Source organism: Phreatobacter aquiterrae (assembly GCF_053471285.1).
The window spans coordinates 338,250-357,871 of sequence record NZ_JBJPHW010000001.1 but is presented as its reverse complement, the minus strand read 5'-3'; the positions used below and the strand labels follow the sequence as shown (position 1 = coordinate 357,871).

The following is a 19,622-nucleotide window of genomic DNA, read 5'->3' as shown; positions in this document are numbered from 1 at the left end:
ACCGGCATGGCATCACGGGCGTCGGTGACGATCACGCTCCGCCGGGCCTGTCCGCGGGCCTCGCGTCGTCAACGCCTCATTAACGCGGGCGGCCGTTAAGAAACGGTTTCCGTCAAGGATTTGGTGACCATGCCGGCGCGTCACCTGCGATGGTCAGGCAGCCGGCTTCGGCTGCACGCCGTCGAATGTCGAGCGGATGGCGCGGGCGAGGGCGACATAGGCCCAGCCCTGGAAGATCAGCTCGATGGCGAGGAAGGTGCCAAGCACCCATGTCGCGGCCTGCGGCAACTGCACGAAGATGTAGAGGCCGAGGACCAGCGACAGCACGCCGGAGGCGAGAACCCAGACCCAGACGGAGAGCGGGCGCATCTGGAAGGCCATGACGATTCGCAGCATCCCGACCGCCACCAGCATGGCCGCGGCGAGAAGGGTGAGCGCGATGACCGCCTGCAGCGGGTTGTAGAAGATCAGCGCCCCGGTGAGGGCGTAGAGCACGCCGACGGCGAGCATGGCGACCCGGCTCTTCCAGCCCTCGCGGCGGAAGGCGTCGACCAGCAGCACGCCGCCGCCGATCAGCATCATGGCGCCGAAGGACAGGGCGTTGACCACGGAAAACAGGCTGGCGGCGACGATCCCGAACAGGCCGAGCGCGATGAGGGCGATCCCCGCGCCCATCAGCCAGCCCCAGTTGCGCCGCAGCGGCACGAGGTGGGAGCCGAGGGACTGGCCGTGGCGGCCGGGGTCGGCGGGCGTCTGAGAGGTGTCGCTCATGGTGGGGACCTCCGGTGGAGCAGGGCAACAATGCGCCGCGCAGACGCGAGTTCCAAGGTCTGTCGCAGGAGATGTCGCATGGCAGATCCACGCTACCTGCGCGGCAGGACCGGGAAATCGAAGACGCGCTCCGGAAACGGCTCGCGGATGAGCTGGAAGTGCCACCACTCGCGGGAATAGCCTCGGAAGCCGTGGCGCTGCATGACCTGCGCGAGGAGCGCACGGTTGGCGACCGCCTCCCGGCCGACGCGCGGGTCTCGGACATGGGAGCGGGTGTCAAAGCAGTCATAGGCGGTGCCAAGGTCGACCGCGCCGTCGTCGATGCGCGTGCCGTAGGGGGCGGTGCAGGCGCCCTGCCCGCCGGTGGCGCGGCCCGAGAGTCGCGCAAGGCCGAGATCGACGGTGGAGCCGCGCGAATGGGTGGAGCGCGGCGCGAGATAGCCAAGGCGGGGAAGGTCGCGCTTGTCGAGCGCGGGATAATAGATGGCGCGCATGCGCTGGTCGGAGGTGTCGCGCGTCCAGGCCATGAAGTCGGCGACGGCGCGCTGCGGCCGGTAGCAGTCCCAGACGAGAAGGGTCAGGCCGCGGCGGGCGACATCCGCCTGCACACGCGCCAGCGCCTCGGCGGCAGGTCGCGTCAGGATGCATTCGGCGGCCAGATAGCCTGCCACCGGACGGCCGAGGAAGTTGCGCGATCCGGCATAGCGAATGTCCTGGCGGATGGTCGGGGCGACATCGGCGAGGTGGACGAAGCCGTCCGGCAGGCCGGTCTGCGCACGCGCCGGCAGCGCCAGGAAGGCCAGCAGGGCGAGGCTGAGGATGCGCATGGCGGTCACTCCGGTGCACGGACTGAAGCACCGCGCGGCGGCGGCGTCGAGGCGGCTCAATCCTCCGGCGCTTCCGTGGCGAGCGAGCGGCCGACATCGCCGACGATCAGGCGCAGCGCCTTGATCGCGCCGTTGACGTCCTCGACCCCGCGCAGGTGGTGGAAGGCGGTCGCCTCCCGCGCCGTGATCCCGGCCGCGCCATGGCCGATCTCGATGTCCCCCGCCCCGCCCGGCCGCGTCTCCGGCTCCGCATAGCCGATGGCGTCGGGCGCGATCTCGATGCTGTTGGCCGGATGGGCGAGATCGATGGTGAGCAGTCGCTGGTCGGTGACGACATGGAAGACGCGCCGCGCATCGCGGCTCTCGCGTACAGCGCGGAAGTAGAACAGCACGCCGATGCCGAGGAAGATGCTGCCGAAGCCGACATAGTACCAGGCGACGGCCAGTCCGGAGGCGATGGCCACGGTCAGGGCCCCGGCCTGCCAGAGCCCGGTGATGCCCAGCCAGACATAGGCCAGATTGAAACTGACGCCGCTGTGCGAGGGAGACCGTGACGGGTCGGGAAGACCGATCCAGCGCACCCTCTCGCCCGGCCGCAGAACGGCGGCGAGGGCGGCTCGCCTGTCCTCCTGCAGATCGGCTGGCGACATCGCCACCTAGCGCGCTGCCAGCAGGTCGCGCAGCGTCCTGAGCGTGGACGCGTCGGCGACGCCGTCCACGCGCTGCTGACGCCAGTGGCGCTGGAAGGCGGTGACGACGGCTACGGTCGCCGCGTCATACACGCCGGTGACCTGAAGCCCGTAGCCGACCATCGCCAGCAGCGCCTGCAGCGCCTGGATCGGCGGGCCCTCCTCGCCGGGCCGATAGACCGGCCCGTCCTGGATCGGTGCCGGCGGCACCCACAGGCCGATGCCCTCGGCGGCCAGCCTCACCCAGGGAAAGAGCTCGCCGGGGTCCTGCTTGCGGCCAGGTGCCGTATCCGAATGGGCCAGAACCGCCGCCCATGGGATGGCGTTACGGGCGAGGATGTCGCGCGCGAGATTCACCACCGCGTCGATCTGGGCGTCGGGGAAGGCGCGATAACCGAATTCATGGCCCGGATTGACGATCTCGATGCCAATGGAGCGCGAGTTCACGTCCTCGCGCCCCTGCCAGGACCCCGCCCCGGCATGCCAGGCGCGGCGGCTCTCGGCGACGCACTGGACGATCTCGCCGTCCTCGAAGACGACATAGTGGGTGGAGACGCGGGGAGGGTTGGGGTCGCAGAGCCGGCGGAGGGCCGCCATGCCGTCCTGCATGCCCGTGTAGTGCATCAGAAGGATGTCGACGGGCGCGCGCCGCTCATCGTGGTTGGGCGAGGCCGACAGGCCATGGACCCAGGGCGAATCCGGCCGATCGAGAGGACCGTCGCCGTGGTCATGATCGTGGTTGTGGCAATGGCCGCTCACGCGAACCCCCTCGCCTTGCGCAGGACGTCGTAGGCCTCGTTGATCGCGGCGATCTTGCCCGTGGCGATGGCGACGAACTCGGCCGGCACGCCGCGGCCGATCAGCCGGTCCGGATGATACTGGCGCACCAGCCGGCGCCAGGCCTCCTTGATCTCGCCGTCCGGCGCGTCGGGTGCAATGCCGAGGATGCGGTAGGGATCGCGCGGCCCCGAGACGACGTGGCGCGCCTCGATGCGTGCGAAGGTCTCTTCCGGCAGGCCGAAGATGGCGGCTACCTCTGCGAGATAGGCGAGTTCGGCGGCATGGACCGCGCCGTCGGCGGTGGCGATTCCGAACAGGCCGTCGACGAGATCCTCCAGCGTGTCGGGCTCGTCCTTGAGCAGATTGCGAAGCTGGCGGGCATAGGCCTCGAAGCCGGCGGTGCTCTGCTTGGCGAGGTCGAAGAGCCGGGAGACATGGCCTTCCTCCTCGGGCGGGATGGCGACGAGACGGCGGAAGGCCGCGACCTCGTCGCGCGTCACGACGCCGTCGGCCTTGGCCATCTTGGCGGCGAGCGCGATCAGGCCGACAGTGAAGGCGACCGACTGCAGCGGCGGCGTGTCGTCAGGGGCGAGCAGGCCGTCATCGACGATGAAATGACCGGCGAGCGCGCCCAGCAGCGCGCCGATCGGCCCGCCGAGCATGAAGCCTGCGGCGGCGCCCGCCAGTTTTCCCCAGATCGTCATGGAGGGTGTGTAGGACTTTCGCGCCGTTTCGGCAAAGTGCGTGCTGCAATGCGGTGCTTGCGCCAGAACGCCGCAGCAGGCAAAGCACCTTCGTCCTCTGACCCAAGGGAATCACGGCATGTCCGGTCACGGCCACATGGACCCGTCCAACAAGAAGATCGCCCTGCTCATCGCCGTGATGGCGCTGTGCCTGGCGCTGGCCGAGACGGCCGCCAAGAGCTCGCAGACCGATGCCCTCAACGCCAATGTGGAAGCCTCGAACCTCTGGGCCTTCTTCCAGGCCAAGACGATCCGCATGACGGCCGTCACCACGGCGGCCGAGGATATGGCCGTCACCCGCGACGCCGTGACGGACGAGGCCGCCAAGGCCGCCATGAGCCGGCAGATCGAGACCTGGCGCGGCCGCGCGGCCCGCTGGGACAACGAGCCGGAGACCAATGAGGGCCGGCGCCAGCTCTCGGTGCGCGCCCAGACGGCGGAGAAGAAGCGCGACGTCTCCTACAAGCGCTACCACGACTTCGAGATTTCCTCGGCGGCCTTCCAGATCGCCATCGTGCTGGCCTCCGCCGCCGTCGTGACGGGGGCCATGGCGCTGGCCTGGCTCGCAGGCGGCCTCGGCCTCGTCGGCATTGCCTTCTCGGCGATCGGGCTCCTGAAGCCCGGCCTCATCCATTTCTTCTGAGGACCTCGATCATGAAGATCGCTGACATCCCCTTCAACACAGTGGACTGGAGCACGGTGGAGCCGACCCGCCATGCCGGCGACGTCGGCGAGGCGACATGGCGGACCCGCCAGTTCGGACCGGAGGACAATCGCATCCGCGTGCGGCTGGTCGAGTATCCGGCCGGCTATGTCTCCGATCACTGGTGCTCGAAGGGCCATGTCCTGCTCTGCCTCGAGGGCGAACTGGAGACGACGCTCGCCGACGGGCGCGTCTTCGTGCTGTCTCCGGGCATGAGCTATCAGGTGGCCGACGGCGCCGAGGCGCACCGCTCGCGCGCGCCGAAGGGCGCGAGGCTTTTCATCGTCGACTGACCTCGAAGGTCCTGTCCGATCGCGTTTCCTTCGCGCGAACCGGCATCCACTTCGCCTGAAAATGCCCTAGCCGAGCCGGTCGCCCTGCACGAAGGCGTAGAGCGCGTGGTCCATCCACGTGCCGTTGATGCAGAGATATTGCCGGGCGATGCCCTCGCGGGTGAAGCCGACGCGCTCCAGCAGGCCGACGGAAGCGGCGTTGTGCGGCACGCAGGCCGCCTCGACGCGCCTCAGGCCGAGGGCCCCGAAAGCGTAGGGGATGATCATCCTCACCGCCGCGCTCATGTAGCCCTTTCCGGCGAAACCCTGCCCCATCCAGTAGCCGAGGGAGACCGTCTGGGCGACACCGCGGCGCACGTTGGTCAGCGTCATGCCGCCGACGAGAGCGCCGTCCTCGTTGCGGTGGAGGAAGAAGGCGTAGCCCTGGTCGTCGCGCCAGTCCTGCCGGTAGCGGGCGATGCGGCGGCGGAAGGCTGGGCGGGTCAGGTCGTCCGGCGGCCAGGCCGGCTCCCAGGGAACGAGGAAGCGGCGGCTCGCCTCGCGCAGCCGGGCCCATGAGTCGAAGTCGCCCATGTCCGGCAGGCGCAGCGTCACGCGAGGACCGACGACGGGGGGCGGCGCGCTGAAGGCGAGCCCCACGGCCCGCAGCAGCGAGAGGGGGTTCGAAGCGGGCGACCGTGGAAGCTGGACCTTCGGCGTGGCGTTCATGTCGAGCGGAATTGTTCCGCCAGCTTCCTCACCTTGTCCAGTCCGCGCTTCGGCCCGATGGCTGCAAAGGTCATCGGCGAGGAGCGCACCAGCCTTGCGCCGGCGGCGCGTGCGTCCTCGACCGTCACCGCGTCGATCCTGGCGACGATCTCGTCGAGGTCGAGGGTGCGGCCGAAGACGAGGAGCTGGCGTGCCATCTGGTCGGTGCGCGAGGACGAACTCTCCAGCGCGCCGAGCAGCCCGACCTTCATCTGCGCCTTGGCGCGGCCGACCTCCGCCTCGGTGGCGCCGTCGACGGTGGCGTGCAGCACGTCGAGGGTCAGGCTCATCAGGTCGACGGCATCGCCCGGGTCGGTTCCCGCAGAGATGCCGAAGACACCCGTGTCGCTGTAGGACCAGTGGAAGGAGTGGATCTCGTAGCAGAGGCCGCGATCCTCGCGGACATCCTGGAACAGGCGCGAGGACAGGCCGCCGCCGAGCAGGTTGTTGAAGACGCCGACGGCATAGATATCGGGGTCCCGGTAGCTCATGCCCTCGAAGCCGAAGACGAGGTTGGTCTGCTCGAGCGGCCGGGCGATGGTGGTCGCCCCGCCCTGGTAGCGCGCCGGCTCGCAGGTCGGCGGAGCCTCCTGCGGCAGCCTGCCGAAGGCTGCGGTCACCGCATCGACGACGCGGTCGTGGTCGACGGCGCCGGCAGCGGCCACCACCGCGCGCGGCGCGCTGTAGCTGCGGCCCATATAGGCGCGCAGCTTGTCGGGGGTCGCCGATCGCACCGCCTGCGGCGTTCCGAGGATGGAGCGGCCGAGCGGCTGGCCCGGATAGGCGGCGGCGATGAAATGGTCGGTGACGACATCGTCGGGGTCGTCCTCGGCGGCGCCGATCTCCTGGACGATGACGTTCTTCTCCTTCACCAGTTCCTCCGGATAGAACTGCGGATCGGTGAGGATGTCGGAGAGGATGTCGATGGCGACGGGCAGGTCCTCGCCGAGCACCTTGGCGTAGTAGGAGGTGTTCTCCGAGGCCGTTGCGGCATTGAGATCGCCGCCCACCGCCTCGATCTCCTCGGCAAGGCCGCGCGGCGTCCGCTTCGTGGTCCCCTTGAAGGCCATGTGCTCGAGCAGGTGGCTGATGCCGTGCTCGTCCGGCCGCTCGTCACGGCCGCCGACCCCGAAGGTCACCTGGATCGAGGCGGTCTTGAGATGGGGCATGGCGTCCGTCACGACCGTCAGGCCGGAGGGAAGCGTCGTCGTTCGGGTGGTGCTCATGCGTGCCGGGGTCACTGCCGCCGGGATCATCCCGCGGTCCTTGGGAAGCGAACATAGTGTTGCCGGGTCAGAACCGGAAGCCGCCGGACAGCATGATGCGTCGCGAGACGACCCAGTTCTCCGAGCGCAGCGAGGCGGTGCCGACGGTGGAGGGCACGCCGCCGGTGGTTCCGCCGGTGACGGTGACGAGCGCCTGGCCGGCGAGCGTCCGCATCAGGTTCTGCGACGGCGAGAAGACCGCCTCCACCTCGCCGTCGAGACGGACAAACATTCGCCCGAAGGGCACTTCAAGGCCCGCGCCGAGAATGGCCGAGGGCAGCCAGCGCGAGGTGCGGCTCGCCACCGTGCCGCCGGAGGTGCAGGTGACCGCCGGGGGAGCCCCGCCGACGGTGCAGGAGCGCGAGCCCGTGGCGTCGAAGTCAACCTGTTCGGACAGCCGCGCCATGCCGAGCCCGGCCCGGACGAAGGGCATGAAGCCGGAAAAGGCGTAGCCGTAGCGGGCAGTGAGCGCGAGGCCGCCATCGAGGCTGGCGCGATAGGTGCCCGAAGCGGTGTTGGTATAGGCGGCGATGCCGGGAATCGCGACGAGGGTCGAGCCGCCGAGCCGGCCCGCCCCCTGTTCCCGGCCGATGCGCCCGCGCAGCTCGATGCCGGAGATCAGGCCCTCGGGCCCGCCGAAGTTCCAGCCGGCGATGCCGTGGGCGGTAAGGCCGGATAGTCCCGCCGAGGTGCTGCAGCCGCTGCTACCGCCGAGCGAAACCGGACCGAGATAGGGCACATTGGCGCCCGGGCAGGCGAAGCCGTCGACAATGGTGAAGTCGCGCCGTGCCGGCAGGCCGTAGCCGAAGCCGCCGGCGACATAGAAGCCGCCGACGCCGCGGTTGGCGGCAGCGACCTGGTCAAAGTCGGGAATGGCCGAATGCCGCACGTCCCGCTGGGCAGCAGCGGGCATCGCCATGCCGGTGAGACCGACGATCAAGACGCAAAGCCGCACGACGTGGCGAACCACGACCATCCCCCATCATCCGCGCGACCCGGATCATGTTTAACACCAGGTGGAGGGAATGGGCGCAAAAACCGCCGATTGGGGTGGATGGTCCGTTAACGCGGAGGGCGGCGAACGGCGCCGGGTCGTTCCGTCAACTGCCGAGGCTCCCATGTCTCCCCGGCGGGGAGAGGTGAAGGGCGGCGGCCGGAGAGGCGATAATGGCGCAGGCCGTCAGGGCGAGTCCTGCACAACGGCAAGTGCGTCCTTCGAGGCTCGCTCCGCTCGCACCTCAGGATGAGTAGGGTGGTGACTTGCAAGGTCCCTTGCACGCCGCGCCTGCCAGGCACCAGCGGTCCTCATCCTGAGGTGCGAGTTCCCGGCGATGCGCAAGCATCGTCCGGCGGCGAGCCTCGAAGGACGCACTTGCCGTTGTGCAGCGAGACGTGTCGGGGACGACCTGCGCCGAAGCCGCCTCCTGATGCTCCCTCAGCGCGGATCGACCGGCTTCACCGTCCTGAGATCAAGGATGTCCTCCATGATCTTCGCCCCCGCCAGCACGCGGTCCTCGCCATGCGGCCGGGCGGCGATCTGCAGGCCGATGGGACGGCCGTCCCTGGTATAGCCGCAGGGCAGCGACAGGGCCGGGCAGGACACCGTCGTCAGCGCATAGGCGATGGAGAGCCACTGCACATAGTCGGGGAAGGTGTAGCCGTCGCATTCGGCGACGAAGCGCTGCTCCACCGGATAGGCGGCGACGATGGTGGCCGGCGTCAGCAAGAGGTCGTAGCGATCGAAGAAGGCGAGCGTGCGCTGGAGCATGGCCTGGCGCTGCGCCTCGGCGCGCGTCATCTCGTCCATGGTGAGCTTCAGGCCCTTCTCGATGTTCCAGACGACCTCGGGCTTCAGCTTTTCGCGGTGGGTCTTGAGCAGCTCGAACTTGGTGGTGGCGAAGGCATAGGCGCGCAGCGTGCCGAAGCACTCGTGGATCTCGGAGAAGTCGGGATGAGCCTCCTCGACGATGACGCCGGCCTCCTTGAAGCGCTTCGCCGCGGCCTCGGTGATGGCGCGCACCTCCGGATCGACCGGCGTGATGCCGAGGTCCGGCGACCAGGCGACGCGCTTCGGCTTCCACGGCCCTTTCAGGATCGAGCGATAGCTCTTCCGCGGGGCGGGGAGAGAACGCGGGTCGCGGTGATCGTCGCCGCTCATCGCGTCGAGCAGCAGGGCGAGGTCGGCGACAGTGCGCGCCATTGGCCCATCGACCCCAAGGGTGGAGTCGATCTTGGTGCCGGGGGTCGATGCGACGCGGCCTGGCGAGGGGCGCATGCCGACGATGCCGCAGAAGCTGGCGGGGTTGCGCAAGCTGCCCCCCATGTCCGAACCATGAGCCAGCCAGGCCATGCCGGTGGCGAGCGCCACGGCCGCGCCGCCGGAGGAGCCGGCCGCCGAGAGCTTCGTGTTGTAGGGGTTCACGGTGGCGCCGAAGACCTCGTTGAAGGTGTTGGCGCCGGCGCCGAACTCCGGCGTGTTGGATTTCGCATAGACGATGCCGCCCTGGGCCTCGAGATGCTCGACGAGAATGTTCGAGGCCTCCGGCACGAAGTCCTTGAAGATGGGGGAGCCTTGCGTCGAGAGGACGCCGGCGACGTCGGTCAGGTCCTTGATCGGCACCGGCATGCCCTGCAGCAGGCCCCTCCCCTCCTTCGGCTTCTTCATCAGGGCGCGGGCATGCTTGCGGGCCCGGTCGAAGCAGAGCGTCGGCAGCGCGTTGACCTTGCCGTCCACCGCCTTGATGCGCTTCTCCAGCGTGTCGAGCAGGTCGAGGGGCGTCACCTCGCCGGCCTTCAGCAGTTTCACGATGTCGGTTGCGCTCTTCTCGATCAGCGACAGATCGGCGGCCATGGATGCGTCCCCTCGGGTCTTGATTGCGGGCGCACCGTGGCACTGCCGGCCCGCCGGCGGCAAGCCGTCGGAGCCGCCGCGCGGCATGCGCGGGGCGAATGGCTCGGACGGTCCTTCGCTCTTGCCGCTATGCTCGCAGCGACCCGTTGGGCTAGACAGCAGCGGCGGACTGCAGTGCAAGATCGATCATGACGACCGACACCCACACTCCCGACCACCTCGCCGACGCCGAACCGCAGGTGCGGGTGCGCCATCTCAACAAGCGCGACCTCAACCGCACCTGGGAGTTCCTCAAGGCGGTGTTCCGCGAGGTGAACCGCTCGACGGTGGAGTACCAGCGGCCGAAATCGAAGAAGCGCTTCCTTGAGGTCTTCGACGAGAAGGGCATCGAGCAGTTGCTCTTCGTCATCCGGGCCGGCGGCAAGGAGCGCATCGTCGGCTATGCCGAATGCGCGCTGACCATCATCGGCACCGACAACTGGATGAACGAGCGCTACTTCCGCGCCCGGGACATGCGGCCGCTCTTCGTCGAGGAACTCGCCGTGGACCCGGAGTTCCAGGGGCGCGGCCTCGGCACCTTCGTGCTGGAGCAGCTGGAGCATCTCGCCCGCCTGCGCGGCTGCACCCACCTCGTGCTGGAAGTCGCCGAGAACAACGACAAGGCCCTGAAGTTCTACCGTGGCCGCTCCTTCACCAAGCTGGACGCCGCCGTCTTCCTCGCCAAGACGGTGCTGATCGATCCGGAAATCCTGCCGCCGCGTCGCCTGAAGCGCCGCGAGCCGAGGCCTCAGAAGGCCAGCAGGGCGACAGTCACCGCACCGACCGAGCCGAAGGACAGACCGCCGGAGGGCTAGAGCCGAACCTGCCTCGCGCCACCCTGCCCGCCGCGCCGCCGCCAGGCGCCGGGCTGCCGTGCAAACCGGCTGTCACACCGTCGCCACAACGCCTGCTTCAATTCTGGCGCCGGGGGGGGTAGCCTGTCGCCGCCCGCCAACAACCGATGAGTGCCGATGCGCCGCGAACTCGATCCCTTCAAGGTCTCGTCCCCGCGGATTTTCCTGTTCCGCATGGTGGTGTTCCTGTCGCTCGTGGGCCTCGTCGTGTTCGTGCTCCAGCGCGAGGTGCAGACGGCCTTCATGGCCAATCCGGGCCTCAACGGCGTCATCGTCGCCGTCGGCCTCGTCGGCGTCCTGCTGTCGTTCCGGCAGGTGATCCGCCTGTTCCGCGAGGTGCGCTGGGTCAATTCCTTCCGCCTCGCAGACCCCGGCATCACCGTCGACAGGCCGCCGGTCCTGCTCGCGCCCATGGCCACCATGCTCGGCGACCGCGCCGGCAGCATGGCGATCTCGACCGTCACCATGCGCTCGCTGCTCGATTCGCTCGCCACCCGTCTCGACGAGGGGCGCGAGCTGTCGCGCTATCTCACCAGCCTCCTCGTCTTTCTTGGCCTGCTCGGCACCTTCTGGGGCCTCATCGAGACCGTGACCTCGGTCGGCAAGGTGATCAACGGCCTGTCCAACCAGGGCGAGCTCGGCACCATCTTCGAGGACATGAAGCGGGGCCTCGCCCAGCCGCTCGGCGGCATGGGCATCGCGTTCTCGTCCTCCCTGTTCGGTCTCGCCGGCTCGCTGGTGCTCGGCTTCCTCGACCTGCAGGCGAGCCAGTCGCAGAACCGCTTCTACACCGAGGTGGAGGACTGGCTCTCCTCCACCGTGCAGGATATGGCGGTGATCGGCCCGGCCTCGACCGAAAGCGGCACCCCGCAGGTGAGCGTCGCCGACCTGCAGCGCGCCTTCGACAAGCTGCGCGAGGCGCTCGGCGAGGGCTCGTCGAACCAGCGCGCCAGCGCCGCCATGGCCAATCTCGCCGAAGGCATCCAGGGCCTCGTCACCCACATGCGCTCCGAGCAGCAGATCGTCCGTGACTGGATGCAGGCCCATGCCAGCGACCAGAAGGAGCTGAAGCGCCTCATCGAACAGGTGCTGCGCGAGCGGGGTCCGGTCTGATGGCCCTGTCGCGGTCACGCCGCGGCGAGCGCGGGATCGACTACTGGCCGGGCTTCGTCGATGCCCTGTCGACCTTCCTGCTCGCCATCATCTTCATGCTGTCGGTGTTCATGCTGGCGCAGTATTTCCTGTCGCGCGACATCGCCGGCAAGGACGACGCCATGCTGCGTCTGCAGCGCCAGATCGCCGAACTCGGCGAACTCCTGCAGCTTGAGCGCGGCCAGCGTCAGACGTTGCAGGAGGGCCTCGCCGCCATCACCGCGACGCTCGGCACCTCCGATTCCGAACGGCGGCGGCTGCAGGGCCTGCTCGATGAGGCGCAGGGCCAGGCGGGCACCGCCGCCGGCCGGGCGACGACGCTGGAGGCCCAACTCGCCCAGCAGCGGCAACAGTCGCAGGCGGCGCTAACGCAGATCGAACTCCTCAACCAGCAGATCGCCGCGCTGCGCCGGCAGTTGGCCTCGCTGGAGGAGGCGCTGGGGGCGAGCGAGGCGCGCGACCGCGATGCCCAATCGCGCATCACCGATCTCGGACGGCGGCTCAACCTCGCCCTCGCCCAGAGGGTGCAGGAGCTCTCCCGCTACCGCTCGGAGTTCTTCGGGCGGCTGCGCGAGATCCTCGCCGAACGCTCCGACATCCGCGTCGTCGGCGACCGCTTCGTCTTCGGCTCCGAGGTGTTCTTCGGGTCGAGCCAGGCGGAGCTTGAGCCGGGCGGGCGGGCCGAACTCGACAAGCTGGCGGCGGCGCTGCTGCAGCTGGAGAAGGACATTCCCACCGACATCGCCTGGGTGCTGCGCGTCGACGGCCATACCGACGCAAGGCCGATGCAGGGAGGTCGCTTCCGGTCCAACTGGGAGCTGTCGGCCTCGCGCGCCATCGCCGTGGTGCAGTACCTGATCTCGAAGGGCATCGCACCGCAAAGGCTGGTGGCGGCCGGCTTCGGCGAGTTCCAGCCCATCGACCAGGGCGAGGGACCCGAGGCCCTGGCGCGAAACCGGCGCATCGAGCTGCGCCTGACAGACCGGTGACGGTGCGGATCGCCGCCTTCGACCGGCGCCACCTGCCGGCGATAGCGGATCTGTGGATCGCCGCCTGGGCGGTGACCTATCCCGGCATCGACTTTACCGCCCGGCACTCATGGTTCTGCGATCGGGTCAGGGCCATGGCGGAGAACGGCACGATCGTGCTCCTCGCCTTCCGGGACGATGATCTCGCGGGTTTCGTGACGGTCGATCCCGCGACCGGCTGGATCGACCAGATGCTGGTCGGTCTCGGCCATCAGGGCACGGGTGTCGCCGCCCTGCTGATGGACGAGGCGAAGCGCCTGCGTCCCGACGGCCTCTCCCTCGACGTCAATGCCGACAATGCGCGCGCCATCGCCTTCTACCGGCGGCAGGGCTTTGCGGCGACCGGCCAGCGCCTGAACGAACAGGGCCGCGCCATCGACCTCATGGCGTGGCGGCCGCAACCGGCTCCAGCGGCGCCGCCCCCGACCTGAACTGCAACTCGGCGAGGCGGGCGTAGAGCCCTCCCGCCGCGGCGAGCTCGGCATGGGTGCCCTGCTCGACGATGCGGCCCCTGTCCATGACCACGATGCGGTCGCAGTCGAGGACGGTCGCCAGCCGATGGGCGATGACCAGCGTCGTGCGCCCCTTCATCAGCGTCGACAGCGCCTCCTGCACCAGCGTCTCGCTCTCTGCGTCGAGGGCGGAGGTCGCCTCGTCGAGCAGCAGGAGCGGCGCATCGCGCAGAATGGCGCGGGCAATGGCGATGCGCTGGCGCTGGCCGCCGGAGAGCGTCACCCCGCGCTCGCCGACGAGGCTGCGATAGCCGTCCGGCATGCGCGCGATGAACTCCTCGGCATGGGCCATGCGGGCGGCGGCGATGACCTCCTCGTCGGTGGCTTCCGGCCGCCCGTAGCGGATGTTGTCGGCGACCGAGGCGGCGAAGATGGCGACGTCCTGCGGCACCAGGGCGATGCGCGCCCTCAGGCCGCGCGGATCGACCTCGTTGACCGGCAGGCCGTCGAAGCGGATGACGCCGCCCTGCGGGTCGTAGAACCGCTGGACGAGGGCAAACAGCGTCGACTTGCCGGAACCTGAGGGACCGACGATGGCGACGCGCTCGCCCGCCTTCACGTCAAAGGTCACGTCGTCGAGCACCCGCGTCTCGGGGCGGCCGGGATAGGCGAAGCGGACGGCGACGAAGGCGACCTCGCCGCGCGCCGGTTCGGGCAGCGCCAGCGGCCGCTCGGGCGCCTTGATGTCGGGCGTGACGGTCAGGACCTCCGCGAGACGCTCGGCGGAGCCGGCCGCCTGACTGACCTCGCTCCAGACCTCCGAGAGCTGCGACAGCGAACTGGCGGCGAAGACCGCATAGAGGACGAACTGCGACAGGCGACCGCCCGAGATGGTGCCGGCCAGCACCTGCTGCGCGCCGGCCCAGAGCACCGCGACGACGCTGGCGAAGACGAGGAAGATGATCACGGCGGTGAGCACGGCGCGCGCCTTGTTGGCGTCGCGCGCGCTCTCATAGGCCTCTTCCGCCGCGGCGGAGAAGCGGCGCGTGACCGTCGGCTCGGCGGTGAAGGACTGCATGGTCCGGACCGCCTGGATGTTCTCGCTGGCGAAGGCCGTCGCGTCGGCGAGGCGATCCTGCGCGGCCCGCGAGCGGCGGCGCACATTGCGGCCGAAGGCCACCAGCGGCAGGACCAGCAGCGGAATGGCGCCGAGGACGTAGAGGGAAAGCTGCGGGCTGGTGACGACCATCATCGCCACGGCGCCGAAGAACATGATGACGTTGCGCAGGGCGATGGAGACGGAGACGCCGAGGGCGGACTTGATCTGGGTGGTGTCGGCGGTCAGGCGTGACACCAGTTCGCCGGTGCGCGCGGCGTCGAAAAACGATGGCGACAGGGTCGCGAGATGGTTGAAGACCGTCGTGCGGATGTCAGCCACGACACGCTCGCCGATGCTGGTGACGAGGTAGAAGCGCGCCGCCGAGGCGACGGCGAGCACGGCCGCGATCACCACGAGCATGCCGAAATACTGGGTGATCATGCCGTCGGCCGCGAAGCCGAAATCGATCATGCGGCGGATGGCGAGCGGCACGGCGAGCGTCGCCAGCGAGGCGACCAGCAGGGCAAGGCCGGCGGCGGCCAGCATGCCGGGCTGGCGCAGCATGTAGGGCAGGAAGGTCAGGAGCGGGCGCAGCCGGGGGCGGCGAGGCTTTGCAAGGGCTGCGGTTTCATCCGCGGGGACTGCGGTCGTGGTCATCGACTCTGGACTCTTCTTCTGCCTGCGGTGCTAACGAACCGACGCCCTGTCTTGAAATGGGGGACGAGTTCCTTTATTAGCGCGGCTTCTCATTACAGGACACGGCCCTTCGCGCCGGCCCACGACGAACGGCGCCTCAGAGGACGACCCATGAAGACCGACATCCATCCCGACTACCACACCATCAAGGTCGTCATGACCGATGGCACCGAGTACACGACGCGCTCGACCTACGGCAAGGAGGGCGACGTCCTCCAGCTCGACATCGACCCGAATGTCCATCCGGCCTGGACCGGCGGCTCCCAGCAGCTGATGGACCGCGGCGGTCGCCTGTCGCGCTTCAACCAGAAGTTCGGCGGCATCGGCGCTCTCAAGACCTGAATTCTGCATCGCATCGCGATCCAGCGGAACCCCGGCCCTCGGCCGGGGTTTTCGTTTTCGGCTGCCGTTCATCGACGGTTGGGCCAAAGGCCTCCGTGCCGCCGCCATGACGCCCTCGTCATGTTGCAGTGCAGAAATGTCATTGCATGCGGTCGGGTCCTCGGGTACTGCGCGGTCAGGGAGACAGCGCAGCACGTATGAGGGCCGAGCCATCGGAGGCCGCTTTTTGGCGGTCGAGCGAGGATCAGCGCATGCACGACGAACTCATCGCGGCGGGTGTCATCCGCAAGCTGCTTCCCTGGGAAACGGACCTGCTGGCGACGCATCTCCTGCGCCTCGACCCGGACGCGCGCCATTGCCGCTTCGCCGCCGGCGTCTCCGATGAGACGATCGCGGCCTATGCCGACCAGGCGCTCGGCTCCGACGCCGTGGTCCATGGCTTCCTCGACGAGGGGATCCTGCGCGGCGCGGCCGAGCTGCGATTCCTCGGAACCGGCTCGGCGGAAGTGGCGGTCACGGTCGAGGAGGCTTGGCGGCTCACCGGCGTCGGCTCGGCGCTGTTCGGCCGCCTGCTGCTGACGGCCCGCAACCGCGGCATTTCCGATCTCGTGATGACCTGCCTGCCGTCAAACCGCGGCATGCAGCGCCTCGCTGCACGGTTCGACGGCAAGATCACCTATGCGTCCGGCGACAGCTTCGCGGCGGTGAAGGCGCGACCGGCGACGCCCATCTCGCTCTGGCGCGAGGTCTGGACGGATTCATCTTCGGCCGCCGCAAGCTTCATGGACCGGCAGATGCGGCTGCTGCGCAAGGGACGGGCGATGGCAACGGGGCGCCGTATTGCGGCGCCCGGGGAGGACTGACTCGGTCAGGACCTCAGTTGGTCAGCGCGCCATGCTGACGGGTGCGCCGGTGGCGGTCGCGCCCGAATAGGCGCCTCCCCCCTGGGGCGAGAGGCGGGCGGCGACACGGCCGCCGGGCTGCAGCAGGACGATCTCCGAGCCGCGCTGCTCCCAGGCGTTGATGCGCGCCAGCGACGGCGCGCGGCAGTTCTGCGGGCTTGCCCTGTAGAATTCGAACAGCGGCGTCGACGTCAGGGTGATGCGGCAGCGATCGCCGGCGTCCGTGACCGTCCACGTGCCGGCCACGGTGGTCGCCGTCGGAGCAGCGCGTTCCTGACGCGGCAGGGCCGAGACGACGGGCGGCGGCGAGGCGGGGGCACCGCCGCGCTGCGGCTCGGGCTGCATGATCTGCGGCTGGGCGCCGGGCGCGCTGGGCGCCAGCGCCGGATCGATCGCCGACGGACCGACATCGGATCGTCCCGACACGGAAGGCGGCGCGATCTCCTGGCTCTCGATACCCTCCGCACCCGGCTGCCCGCCCGGGATGACGTCCTGGTCAGCGGCCGAAGGGCGGCGCTCCGGCTCTGGCGGCGGCATGTCGCCCCGGCCGAAGCCGCGGTCGATCCGCTCCGATCCGCTCGGCGGCATCGAAGCTGTGGAAAAATCGCCGAAACGCGACGACGAGGTGCATCCGGCGAGGGCGACGGAGCAGAGGAGGAGTGCGGCGGGGCGCATACCCATGGAGCGGTTCACCCGAGAAATGGTCCGCGCGGAGCCCGGACTTCGCCACGATGCTGCCGTGCAGCGGCAATTCCATGGCGGGTCTGCGACTTCGCGACGATGTCGGCAATCTGGTTAACCGATCATTGAGCCTTCCGCAGCCGGTTTTTCGGCGGGTGACACGCCGATCGCAGACCAGTCCGTCCTCACGGTTGCCAGCATCACCGCGGCTAGCGCCGCGAAGACGACGACCGAGCCGGTAAGAAGCGCGTAGTCCTCGGACCTCAGCACGACGAAAAGCAGGCCATAGGCCGCGGCGAGTTCGGAGGCGACGATCAATCCCTCGCGCAGGCGGCGGAAGACGAGCCCCACATAGAGGGACACGAGGCCGACGATGGCGGCGGACGCCAGGGCATAGGCCGGCACGAAGCCGACCTGCTCGGAGAGCGACAGCAGCAACAGGTAGAAGACCGCGAGCGCCGCGCCGACCATCAGGTACTGGATCGGGTGGAAGGCGCGCCGGCCGAGGACCTCGATGAGGAAGACGACGACGAAGGCGGCGCCGATGACGAGGATGCCGTATTTCAGCGCCCTCTCGACCAGCTGGTAGAGATCGACGGGCTGGTAGAAGGTGACGCCCGAGCGCGCCGCAATGAGCCGCTGCAACTGCGCCGGCTCGGCGATGAAGGCCTGGGCCACCGGCCGGGCATAGTGCGGCACGGACCAGCGCGCGCGGAAGCCGTCGGGACCGATCTCGCGTTCGCCCGGCAGATAGGCGCCGAAGAAGCTCGGATGCGCCCAGTTGCCGGCCAGCGCGACAGTGGAGGTGCGCCCGACGGGCACCACGCCAAAGGTGCGCGAGCCCTTCAGGGCGAAGCCGGCGGACACGGCGAAGGGCTGCGTGCCGTCGATGCCGACGAGCGGCGCGGAGAGTAGCGCCAGTTGCCCGCCGAGCGGGCCCGCGCCGGGCTCGAGGGCTGCACCGGCGCCGTTGATCCTGACGATCACCTCCCGCTCGAGGCCGCGCGGATCGGCGACGTGGAAGGCGATGACGGCGTCCTCCCAGACGGGAGCGACCGCTGCGCCGTCGATCCGGGTGACGTCCACCGGCGCGAAGCGCGCCTCGAGGCCTGCCTCCCCGCGCCAGACCGGCACGTCGAAGATGCCACGGCGACGGTGCTCCACCGTGAGATCGCCGGTCTGCTGCATGGTCTCGGGCAGCACGGCGAGCGTGCGGCGAACGGTGCGGAGATTGCCCTGCTCCTGGACGCGCGCGATGTAAGGCAGCAGCAGGATCGGGCCGACGATGGCCTGGTCGCCCGCCCAGGACGCCGCGACCTCGCGCATGACCTCGGCGGCACGCTGGGACCGCTCGCCCCTGAGGATCGACAGGGCGATGAGCGGCACGACCATGAGCAGGGTCAGGATGCCGATGACGACGAGCTTCAGGAGGGGGGAACGGACGAGCGAGGCACCCGACGCCATGGGACATCTCCGGTTGACGGAGCGTCAGATCAGCGACGGGCGGCGGCGGCCTCGCGTTCCAATGCCGGAGCCGCGAAGGAGTTTTCGCGGCGGAAGCGTGGCGCGCGGAATGCGCGTCACCTCAGGCCGGAAAGCGCGTCAGACCTGACGCGCCACCATCATCTTCTTGATCTCGGCGATCGCCTTGGCCGGGTTCAGGCCCTTCGGGCATGCCTTCGAGCAGTTCATGATCGTGTGGCAGCGATAGAGCCGGAAGGGGTCCTCGAGATTGTCGAGGCGCTCGCCGGTCGATTCGTCGCGCGAATCGATCAGCCAGCGATAGGCCTGGAGCAGGATCGCCGGCCCGAGATAGCGGTCGCCGTTCCACCAGTAGCTCGGGCAGGAAGTGGAGCAGCAGGCGCAGAGGATGCACTCGTAGAGGCCGTCGAGCTTCTCGCGGTCCTCGCGCGACTGGCGCCATTCCTTCTCGGGCTGGGCGGTCGTCGTCTTCAGCCAGGGCTCGATGGAGGCGTGCTGGGCATAGAAGCGGGTCAGGTCGGGGACGAGGTCCTTGACCACCGGCATGTGCGGCAGCGGATAGACCTTCACCTGGCTGCCCTTCACCTCGTCCATGCCCATGGTGCAAGCGAGGGTGTTGGTGCCGTCGATGTTCATGGCGCAGGAGCCGCAGATGCCCTCGCGGCACGAGCGGCGGAAGGTCAGCGTCGGGTCGACCCTGTTCTTGATCCAGATGAGGCCGTCGAGGACCATCGGGCCGCAATCGTCGCGGTCCACGTAATAGGTATCGATGCGCGGATTGGCGCCGTCGTCAGGGTTCCAGCGATAGATGCGGAACTCGCTGAGCCGGTTGGAGCCGGCCGGCTTCGGCCAGGTCTTTCCCTCGGTGATCTGGGAATTCTTCGGAAGCGTGAACTGAGCCATGTGATGTCTACTTGTCGTGCGGGCCGAGCAAGGCTGGGTCTTCCCTTCAGCCCTGAGCCCCGGCTTGTCAATCGGGTCTTTTGTCGACGGGGCCGGATGAGGATCAGATCAGCCGCGCATCCACCAGATGACGCCAACTCCCAGCACCGCAGCCACCAGGCCGACGATCCTGAGCTGCTGGTCGGGCGTGACGCGCATGGTCTCCAGCGCATCCCGTATACGTGAGGGAAAGGCCGCGAGGATCAGTCCCTCGATGACCAGCACGAGACCTAGGGCGACGACGAAATCTCTCATGGCGCTTTGTTATTGCGGCAGGGCCGCCG

General features: G+C 69.0%; 22 protein-coding genes. 8 read left to right on the top strand and 14 right to left on the bottom strand.

All coding sequences use genetic code 11. The features are described from left to right. Positions 1–153: 153 nt before the first annotated feature. From ACJ4V0_RS01680 to ACJ4V0_RS01660, 5 genes are all read right to left on the bottom strand, one after another. On the bottom strand, positions 154–771 hold the full coding sequence (locus tag ACJ4V0_RS01680; protein WP_448297808.1) for an HdeD family acid-resistance protein: 618 nt from the start codon (positions 769–771) through the stop codon (positions 154–156). Between the two features lie 92 nt (positions 772–863). Further along, on the bottom strand, positions 864–1,598 hold the full coding sequence (locus ACJ4V0_RS01675; protein ID WP_448297807.1) for a M15 family metallopeptidase: 735 nt from the start codon (positions 1,596–1,598) through the stop codon (positions 864–866). Positions 1,599–1,654: 56 nt separating this feature from the next. After that, positions 1,655–2,248 carry a hypothetical protein gene (locus ACJ4V0_RS01670; RefSeq protein ID WP_448297806.1) on the bottom strand — a complete coding sequence of 198 codons (594 nt, stop codon included), beginning with the start codon at positions 2,246–2,248 and terminating at the stop codon, positions 1,655–1,657. 6 nt (positions 2,249–2,254) lie between these two features. Continuing rightward, positions 2,255–3,046 carry a peptidoglycan recognition protein family protein gene (locus ACJ4V0_RS01665; RefSeq protein WP_448297805.1) on the bottom strand — a complete coding sequence of 264 codons (792 nt, stop codon included), beginning with the start codon at positions 3,044–3,046 and terminating at the stop codon, positions 2,255–2,257. Further along, complete coding sequence (locus tag ACJ4V0_RS01660) at positions 3,043–3,771, bottom strand: TerB family tellurite resistance protein (protein ID WP_448297804.1); 729 nt, start codon at positions 3,769–3,771, stop codon at positions 3,043–3,045. Before ACJ4V0_RS01660 ends, ACJ4V0_RS01665 begins: the two co-directional genes overlap by 4 nt. 118 nt (positions 3,772–3,889) lie before the next feature. Between ACJ4V0_RS01660 and ACJ4V0_RS01655 the strand changes: the two genes are divergently transcribed. Then, entirely contained in the window at positions 3,890–4,453 is a 564-nt protein-coding gene (locus ACJ4V0_RS01655; RefSeq protein WP_448297803.1) for a DUF4337 domain-containing protein, read from the top strand. An 11-nt stretch (positions 4,454–4,464) separates the two neighbouring features. Further along, entirely contained in the window at positions 4,465–4,806 is a 342-nt protein-coding gene (locus ACJ4V0_RS01650; protein WP_448297802.1) for a DHCW motif cupin fold protein, read from the top strand. Between the two features lie 66 nt (positions 4,807–4,872). Here the strand turns inward: ACJ4V0_RS01650 and ACJ4V0_RS01645 are convergent, their stop codons facing one another. From ACJ4V0_RS01645 to ACJ4V0_RS01630, 4 genes are all read right to left on the bottom strand, one after another. Further along, the gene (locus ACJ4V0_RS01645) at positions 4,873–5,514 is read right to left on the bottom strand and encodes a GNAT family N-acetyltransferase (RefSeq protein WP_448297801.1); all 642 of its coding nucleotides are present in this window, start codon (positions 5,512–5,514) and stop codon (positions 4,873–4,875) included. Continuing rightward, positions 5,511–6,779, bottom strand: a complete 1,269-nt coding sequence (locus ACJ4V0_RS01640) for a M16 family metallopeptidase (protein WP_448297800.1) — start codon at positions 6,777–6,779, stop codon at positions 5,511–5,513. The genes ACJ4V0_RS01645 and ACJ4V0_RS01640 overlap by 4 nt, the downstream gene beginning before the upstream one ends. Before the next feature lie 67 nt (positions 6,780–6,846). Further along, complete coding sequence (locus ACJ4V0_RS01635; protein ID WP_448297799.1) at positions 6,847–7,794, bottom strand: hypothetical protein; 948 nt, start codon at positions 7,792–7,794, stop codon at positions 6,847–6,849. Positions 7,795–8,253: 459 nt separating this feature from the next. Next, complete coding sequence (locus ACJ4V0_RS01630; RefSeq protein ID WP_448297798.1) at positions 8,254–9,669, bottom strand: amidase; 1,416 nt, start codon at positions 9,667–9,669, stop codon at positions 8,254–8,256. A gap of 188 nt (positions 9,670–9,857) precedes the next feature. Between ACJ4V0_RS01630 and ACJ4V0_RS01625 the strand changes: the two genes are divergently transcribed. The 4 genes from ACJ4V0_RS01625 (at position 9,858) to ACJ4V0_RS01610 (ending at position 13,173) form a co-directional block, all read left to right on the top strand. Then, positions 9,858–10,523 carry a GNAT family N-acetyltransferase gene (locus ACJ4V0_RS01625; RefSeq protein ID WP_448297797.1) on the top strand — a complete coding sequence of 222 codons (666 nt, stop codon included), beginning with the start codon at positions 9,858–9,860 and terminating at the stop codon, positions 10,521–10,523. 156 nt (positions 10,524–10,679) lie between these two features. Then, positions 10,680–11,675 carry a flagellar motor protein MotA gene (locus tag ACJ4V0_RS01620; RefSeq protein ID WP_448297796.1) on the top strand — a complete coding sequence of 332 codons (996 nt, stop codon included), beginning with the start codon at positions 10,680–10,682 and terminating at the stop codon, positions 11,673–11,675. Beyond that, positions 11,675–12,703 carry a peptidoglycan -binding protein gene (locus ACJ4V0_RS01615; protein ID WP_448297795.1) on the top strand — a complete coding sequence of 343 codons (1,029 nt, stop codon included), beginning with the start codon at positions 11,675–11,677 and terminating at the stop codon, positions 12,701–12,703. Before ACJ4V0_RS01620 ends, ACJ4V0_RS01615 begins: the two co-directional genes overlap by 1 nt. After that, on the top strand, positions 12,700–13,173 hold the full coding sequence (locus ACJ4V0_RS01610) for a GNAT family N-acetyltransferase (RefSeq protein ID WP_448297794.1): 474 nt from the start codon (positions 12,700–12,702) through the stop codon (positions 13,171–13,173). Before ACJ4V0_RS01615 ends, ACJ4V0_RS01610 begins: the two co-directional genes overlap by 4 nt. Here the strand turns inward: ACJ4V0_RS01610 and ACJ4V0_RS01605 are convergent. Continuing rightward, complete coding sequence (locus tag ACJ4V0_RS01605; RefSeq protein WP_448297793.1) at positions 13,124–14,950, bottom strand: ABC transporter transmembrane domain-containing protein; 1,827 nt, start codon at positions 14,948–14,950, stop codon at positions 13,124–13,126. The genes ACJ4V0_RS01610 and ACJ4V0_RS01605 overlap by 50 nt on opposite strands. A 150-nt stretch (positions 14,951–15,100) precedes the next feature. On the opposite strand from ACJ4V0_RS01605, the gene rpmE reads away from it, so the two are divergent. Together rpmE and ACJ4V0_RS01595 are read left to right on the top strand one after the other, a co-directional pair. Continuing rightward, positions 15,101–15,331: a 50S ribosomal protein L31 gene (gene rpmE, locus ACJ4V0_RS01600; protein ID WP_448297792.1), complete on the top strand. Its 231-nt coding sequence runs from the start codon at positions 15,101–15,103 to the stop codon at positions 15,329–15,331. A gap of 251 nt (positions 15,332–15,582) precedes the next feature. After that, the gene (locus tag ACJ4V0_RS01595; RefSeq protein ID WP_448297791.1) at positions 15,583–16,194 is read left to right on the top strand and encodes a GNAT family N-acetyltransferase; all 612 of its coding nucleotides are present in this window, start codon (positions 15,583–15,585) and stop codon (positions 16,192–16,194) included. A 21-nt stretch (positions 16,195–16,215) separates the two neighbouring features. On the opposite strand, the gene ACJ4V0_RS01590 is transcribed toward ACJ4V0_RS01595, so the two are convergent. From ACJ4V0_RS01590 to ACJ4V0_RS01575, 4 genes are all read right to left on the bottom strand, one after another. Then, entirely contained in the window at positions 16,216–16,914 is a 699-nt protein-coding gene (locus tag ACJ4V0_RS01590; protein ID WP_448297790.1) for a protease inhibitor Inh/omp19 family protein, read from the bottom strand. A 114-nt stretch (positions 16,915–17,028) separates the two neighbouring features. Beyond that, positions 17,029–18,378: a cell envelope integrity protein CreD gene (gene creD / locus ACJ4V0_RS01585; protein WP_448297789.1), complete on the bottom strand. Its 1,350-nt coding sequence runs from the start codon at positions 18,376–18,378 to the stop codon at positions 17,029–17,031. Between the two features lie 138 nt (positions 18,379–18,516). Next, a complete protein-coding gene (gene sdhB / locus ACJ4V0_RS01580) occupies positions 18,517–19,299 on the bottom strand; it encodes a succinate dehydrogenase iron-sulfur subunit (RefSeq protein ID WP_448297788.1) in 783 nt (260 codons plus the stop codon). Positions 19,300–19,407: 108 nt separating this feature from the next. Further along, positions 19,408–19,593 (bottom strand): DUF2065 domain-containing protein, encoded by a 186-nt coding sequence (locus ACJ4V0_RS01575; RefSeq protein WP_448297787.1) that lies wholly within the window; start codon positions 19,591–19,593, stop codon positions 19,408–19,410. Positions 19,594–19,622 lie beyond the last annotated feature (29 nt).

What these genes read in the sequence shown, in the direction of transcription:
- ACJ4V0_RS01620 (WP_448297796.1), top strand. Translation starts at nt 10,680, where the DNA reads ATGCGCCGCGAACTCGATCCCTTCAAGGTCTCGTCCCCGCGGATTTTC.
- ACJ4V0_RS01575 (WP_448297787.1), bottom strand. Translation starts at nt 19,593, where the DNA reads ATGAGAGATTTCGTCGTCGCCCTAGGTCTCGTGCTGGTCATCGAGGGA.
- ACJ4V0_RS01630 (WP_448297798.1), bottom strand. Translation starts at nt 9,669, where the DNA reads ATGGCCGCCGATCTGTCGCTGATCGAGAAGAGCGCAACCGACATCGTG.
- ACJ4V0_RS01595 (WP_448297791.1), top strand. Translation starts at nt 15,583, where the DNA reads ATGCACGACGAACTCATCGCGGCGGGTGTCATCCGCAAGCTGCTTCCC.
- sdhB (WP_448297788.1), bottom strand. Translation starts at nt 19,299, where the DNA reads ATGGCTCAGTTCACGCTTCCGAAGAATTCCCAGATCACCGAGGGAAAG.
- ACJ4V0_RS01635 (WP_448297799.1), bottom strand. Translation starts at nt 7,794, where the DNA reads ATGGTCGTGGTTCGCCACGTCGTGCGGCTTTGCGTCTTGATCGTCGGT.
- rpmE (WP_448297792.1), top strand. Translation starts at nt 15,101, where the DNA reads ATGAAGACCGACATCCATCCCGACTACCACACCATCAAGGTCGTCATG.
- ACJ4V0_RS01645 (WP_448297801.1), bottom strand. Translation starts at nt 5,514, where the DNA reads ATGAACGCCACGCCGAAGGTCCAGCTTCCACGGTCGCCCGCTTCGAAC.
- ACJ4V0_RS01640 (WP_448297800.1), bottom strand. Translation starts at nt 6,779, where the DNA reads ATGAGCACCACCCGAACGACGACGCTTCCCTCCGGCCTGACGGTCGTG.
- ACJ4V0_RS01605 (WP_448297793.1), bottom strand. Translation starts at nt 14,950, where the DNA reads ATGACCACGACCGCAGTCCCCGCGGATGAAACCGCAGCCCTTGCAAAG.
- ACJ4V0_RS01650 (WP_448297802.1), top strand. Translation starts at nt 4,465, where the DNA reads ATGAAGATCGCTGACATCCCCTTCAACACAGTGGACTGGAGCACGGTG.
- ACJ4V0_RS01655 (WP_448297803.1), top strand. Translation starts at nt 3,890, where the DNA reads ATGTCCGGTCACGGCCACATGGACCCGTCCAACAAGAAGATCGCCCTG.
- ACJ4V0_RS01615 (WP_448297795.1), top strand. Translation starts at nt 11,675, where the DNA reads ATGGCCCTGTCGCGGTCACGCCGCGGCGAGCGCGGGATCGACTACTGG.
- ACJ4V0_RS01675 (WP_448297807.1), bottom strand. Translation starts at nt 1,598, where the DNA reads ATGCGCATCCTCAGCCTCGCCCTGCTGGCCTTCCTGGCGCTGCCGGCG.
- ACJ4V0_RS01670 (WP_448297806.1), bottom strand. Translation starts at nt 2,248, where the DNA reads ATGTCGCCAGCCGATCTGCAGGAGGACAGGCGAGCCGCCCTCGCCGCC.
- creD (WP_448297789.1), bottom strand. Translation starts at nt 18,378, where the DNA reads ATGGCGTCGGGTGCCTCGCTCGTCCGTTCCCCCCTCCTGAAGCTCGTC.
- ACJ4V0_RS01660 (WP_448297804.1), bottom strand. Translation starts at nt 3,771, where the DNA reads ATGACGATCTGGGGAAAACTGGCGGGCGCCGCCGCAGGCTTCATGCTC.
- ACJ4V0_RS01590 (WP_448297790.1), bottom strand. Translation starts at nt 16,914, where the DNA reads ATGGGTATGCGCCCCGCCGCACTCCTCCTCTGCTCCGTCGCCCTCGCC.
- ACJ4V0_RS01625 (WP_448297797.1), top strand. Translation starts at nt 9,858, where the DNA reads ATGACGACCGACACCCACACTCCCGACCACCTCGCCGACGCCGAACCG.
- ACJ4V0_RS01680 (WP_448297808.1), bottom strand. Translation starts at nt 771, where the DNA reads ATGAGCGACACCTCTCAGACGCCCGCCGACCCCGGCCGCCACGGCCAG.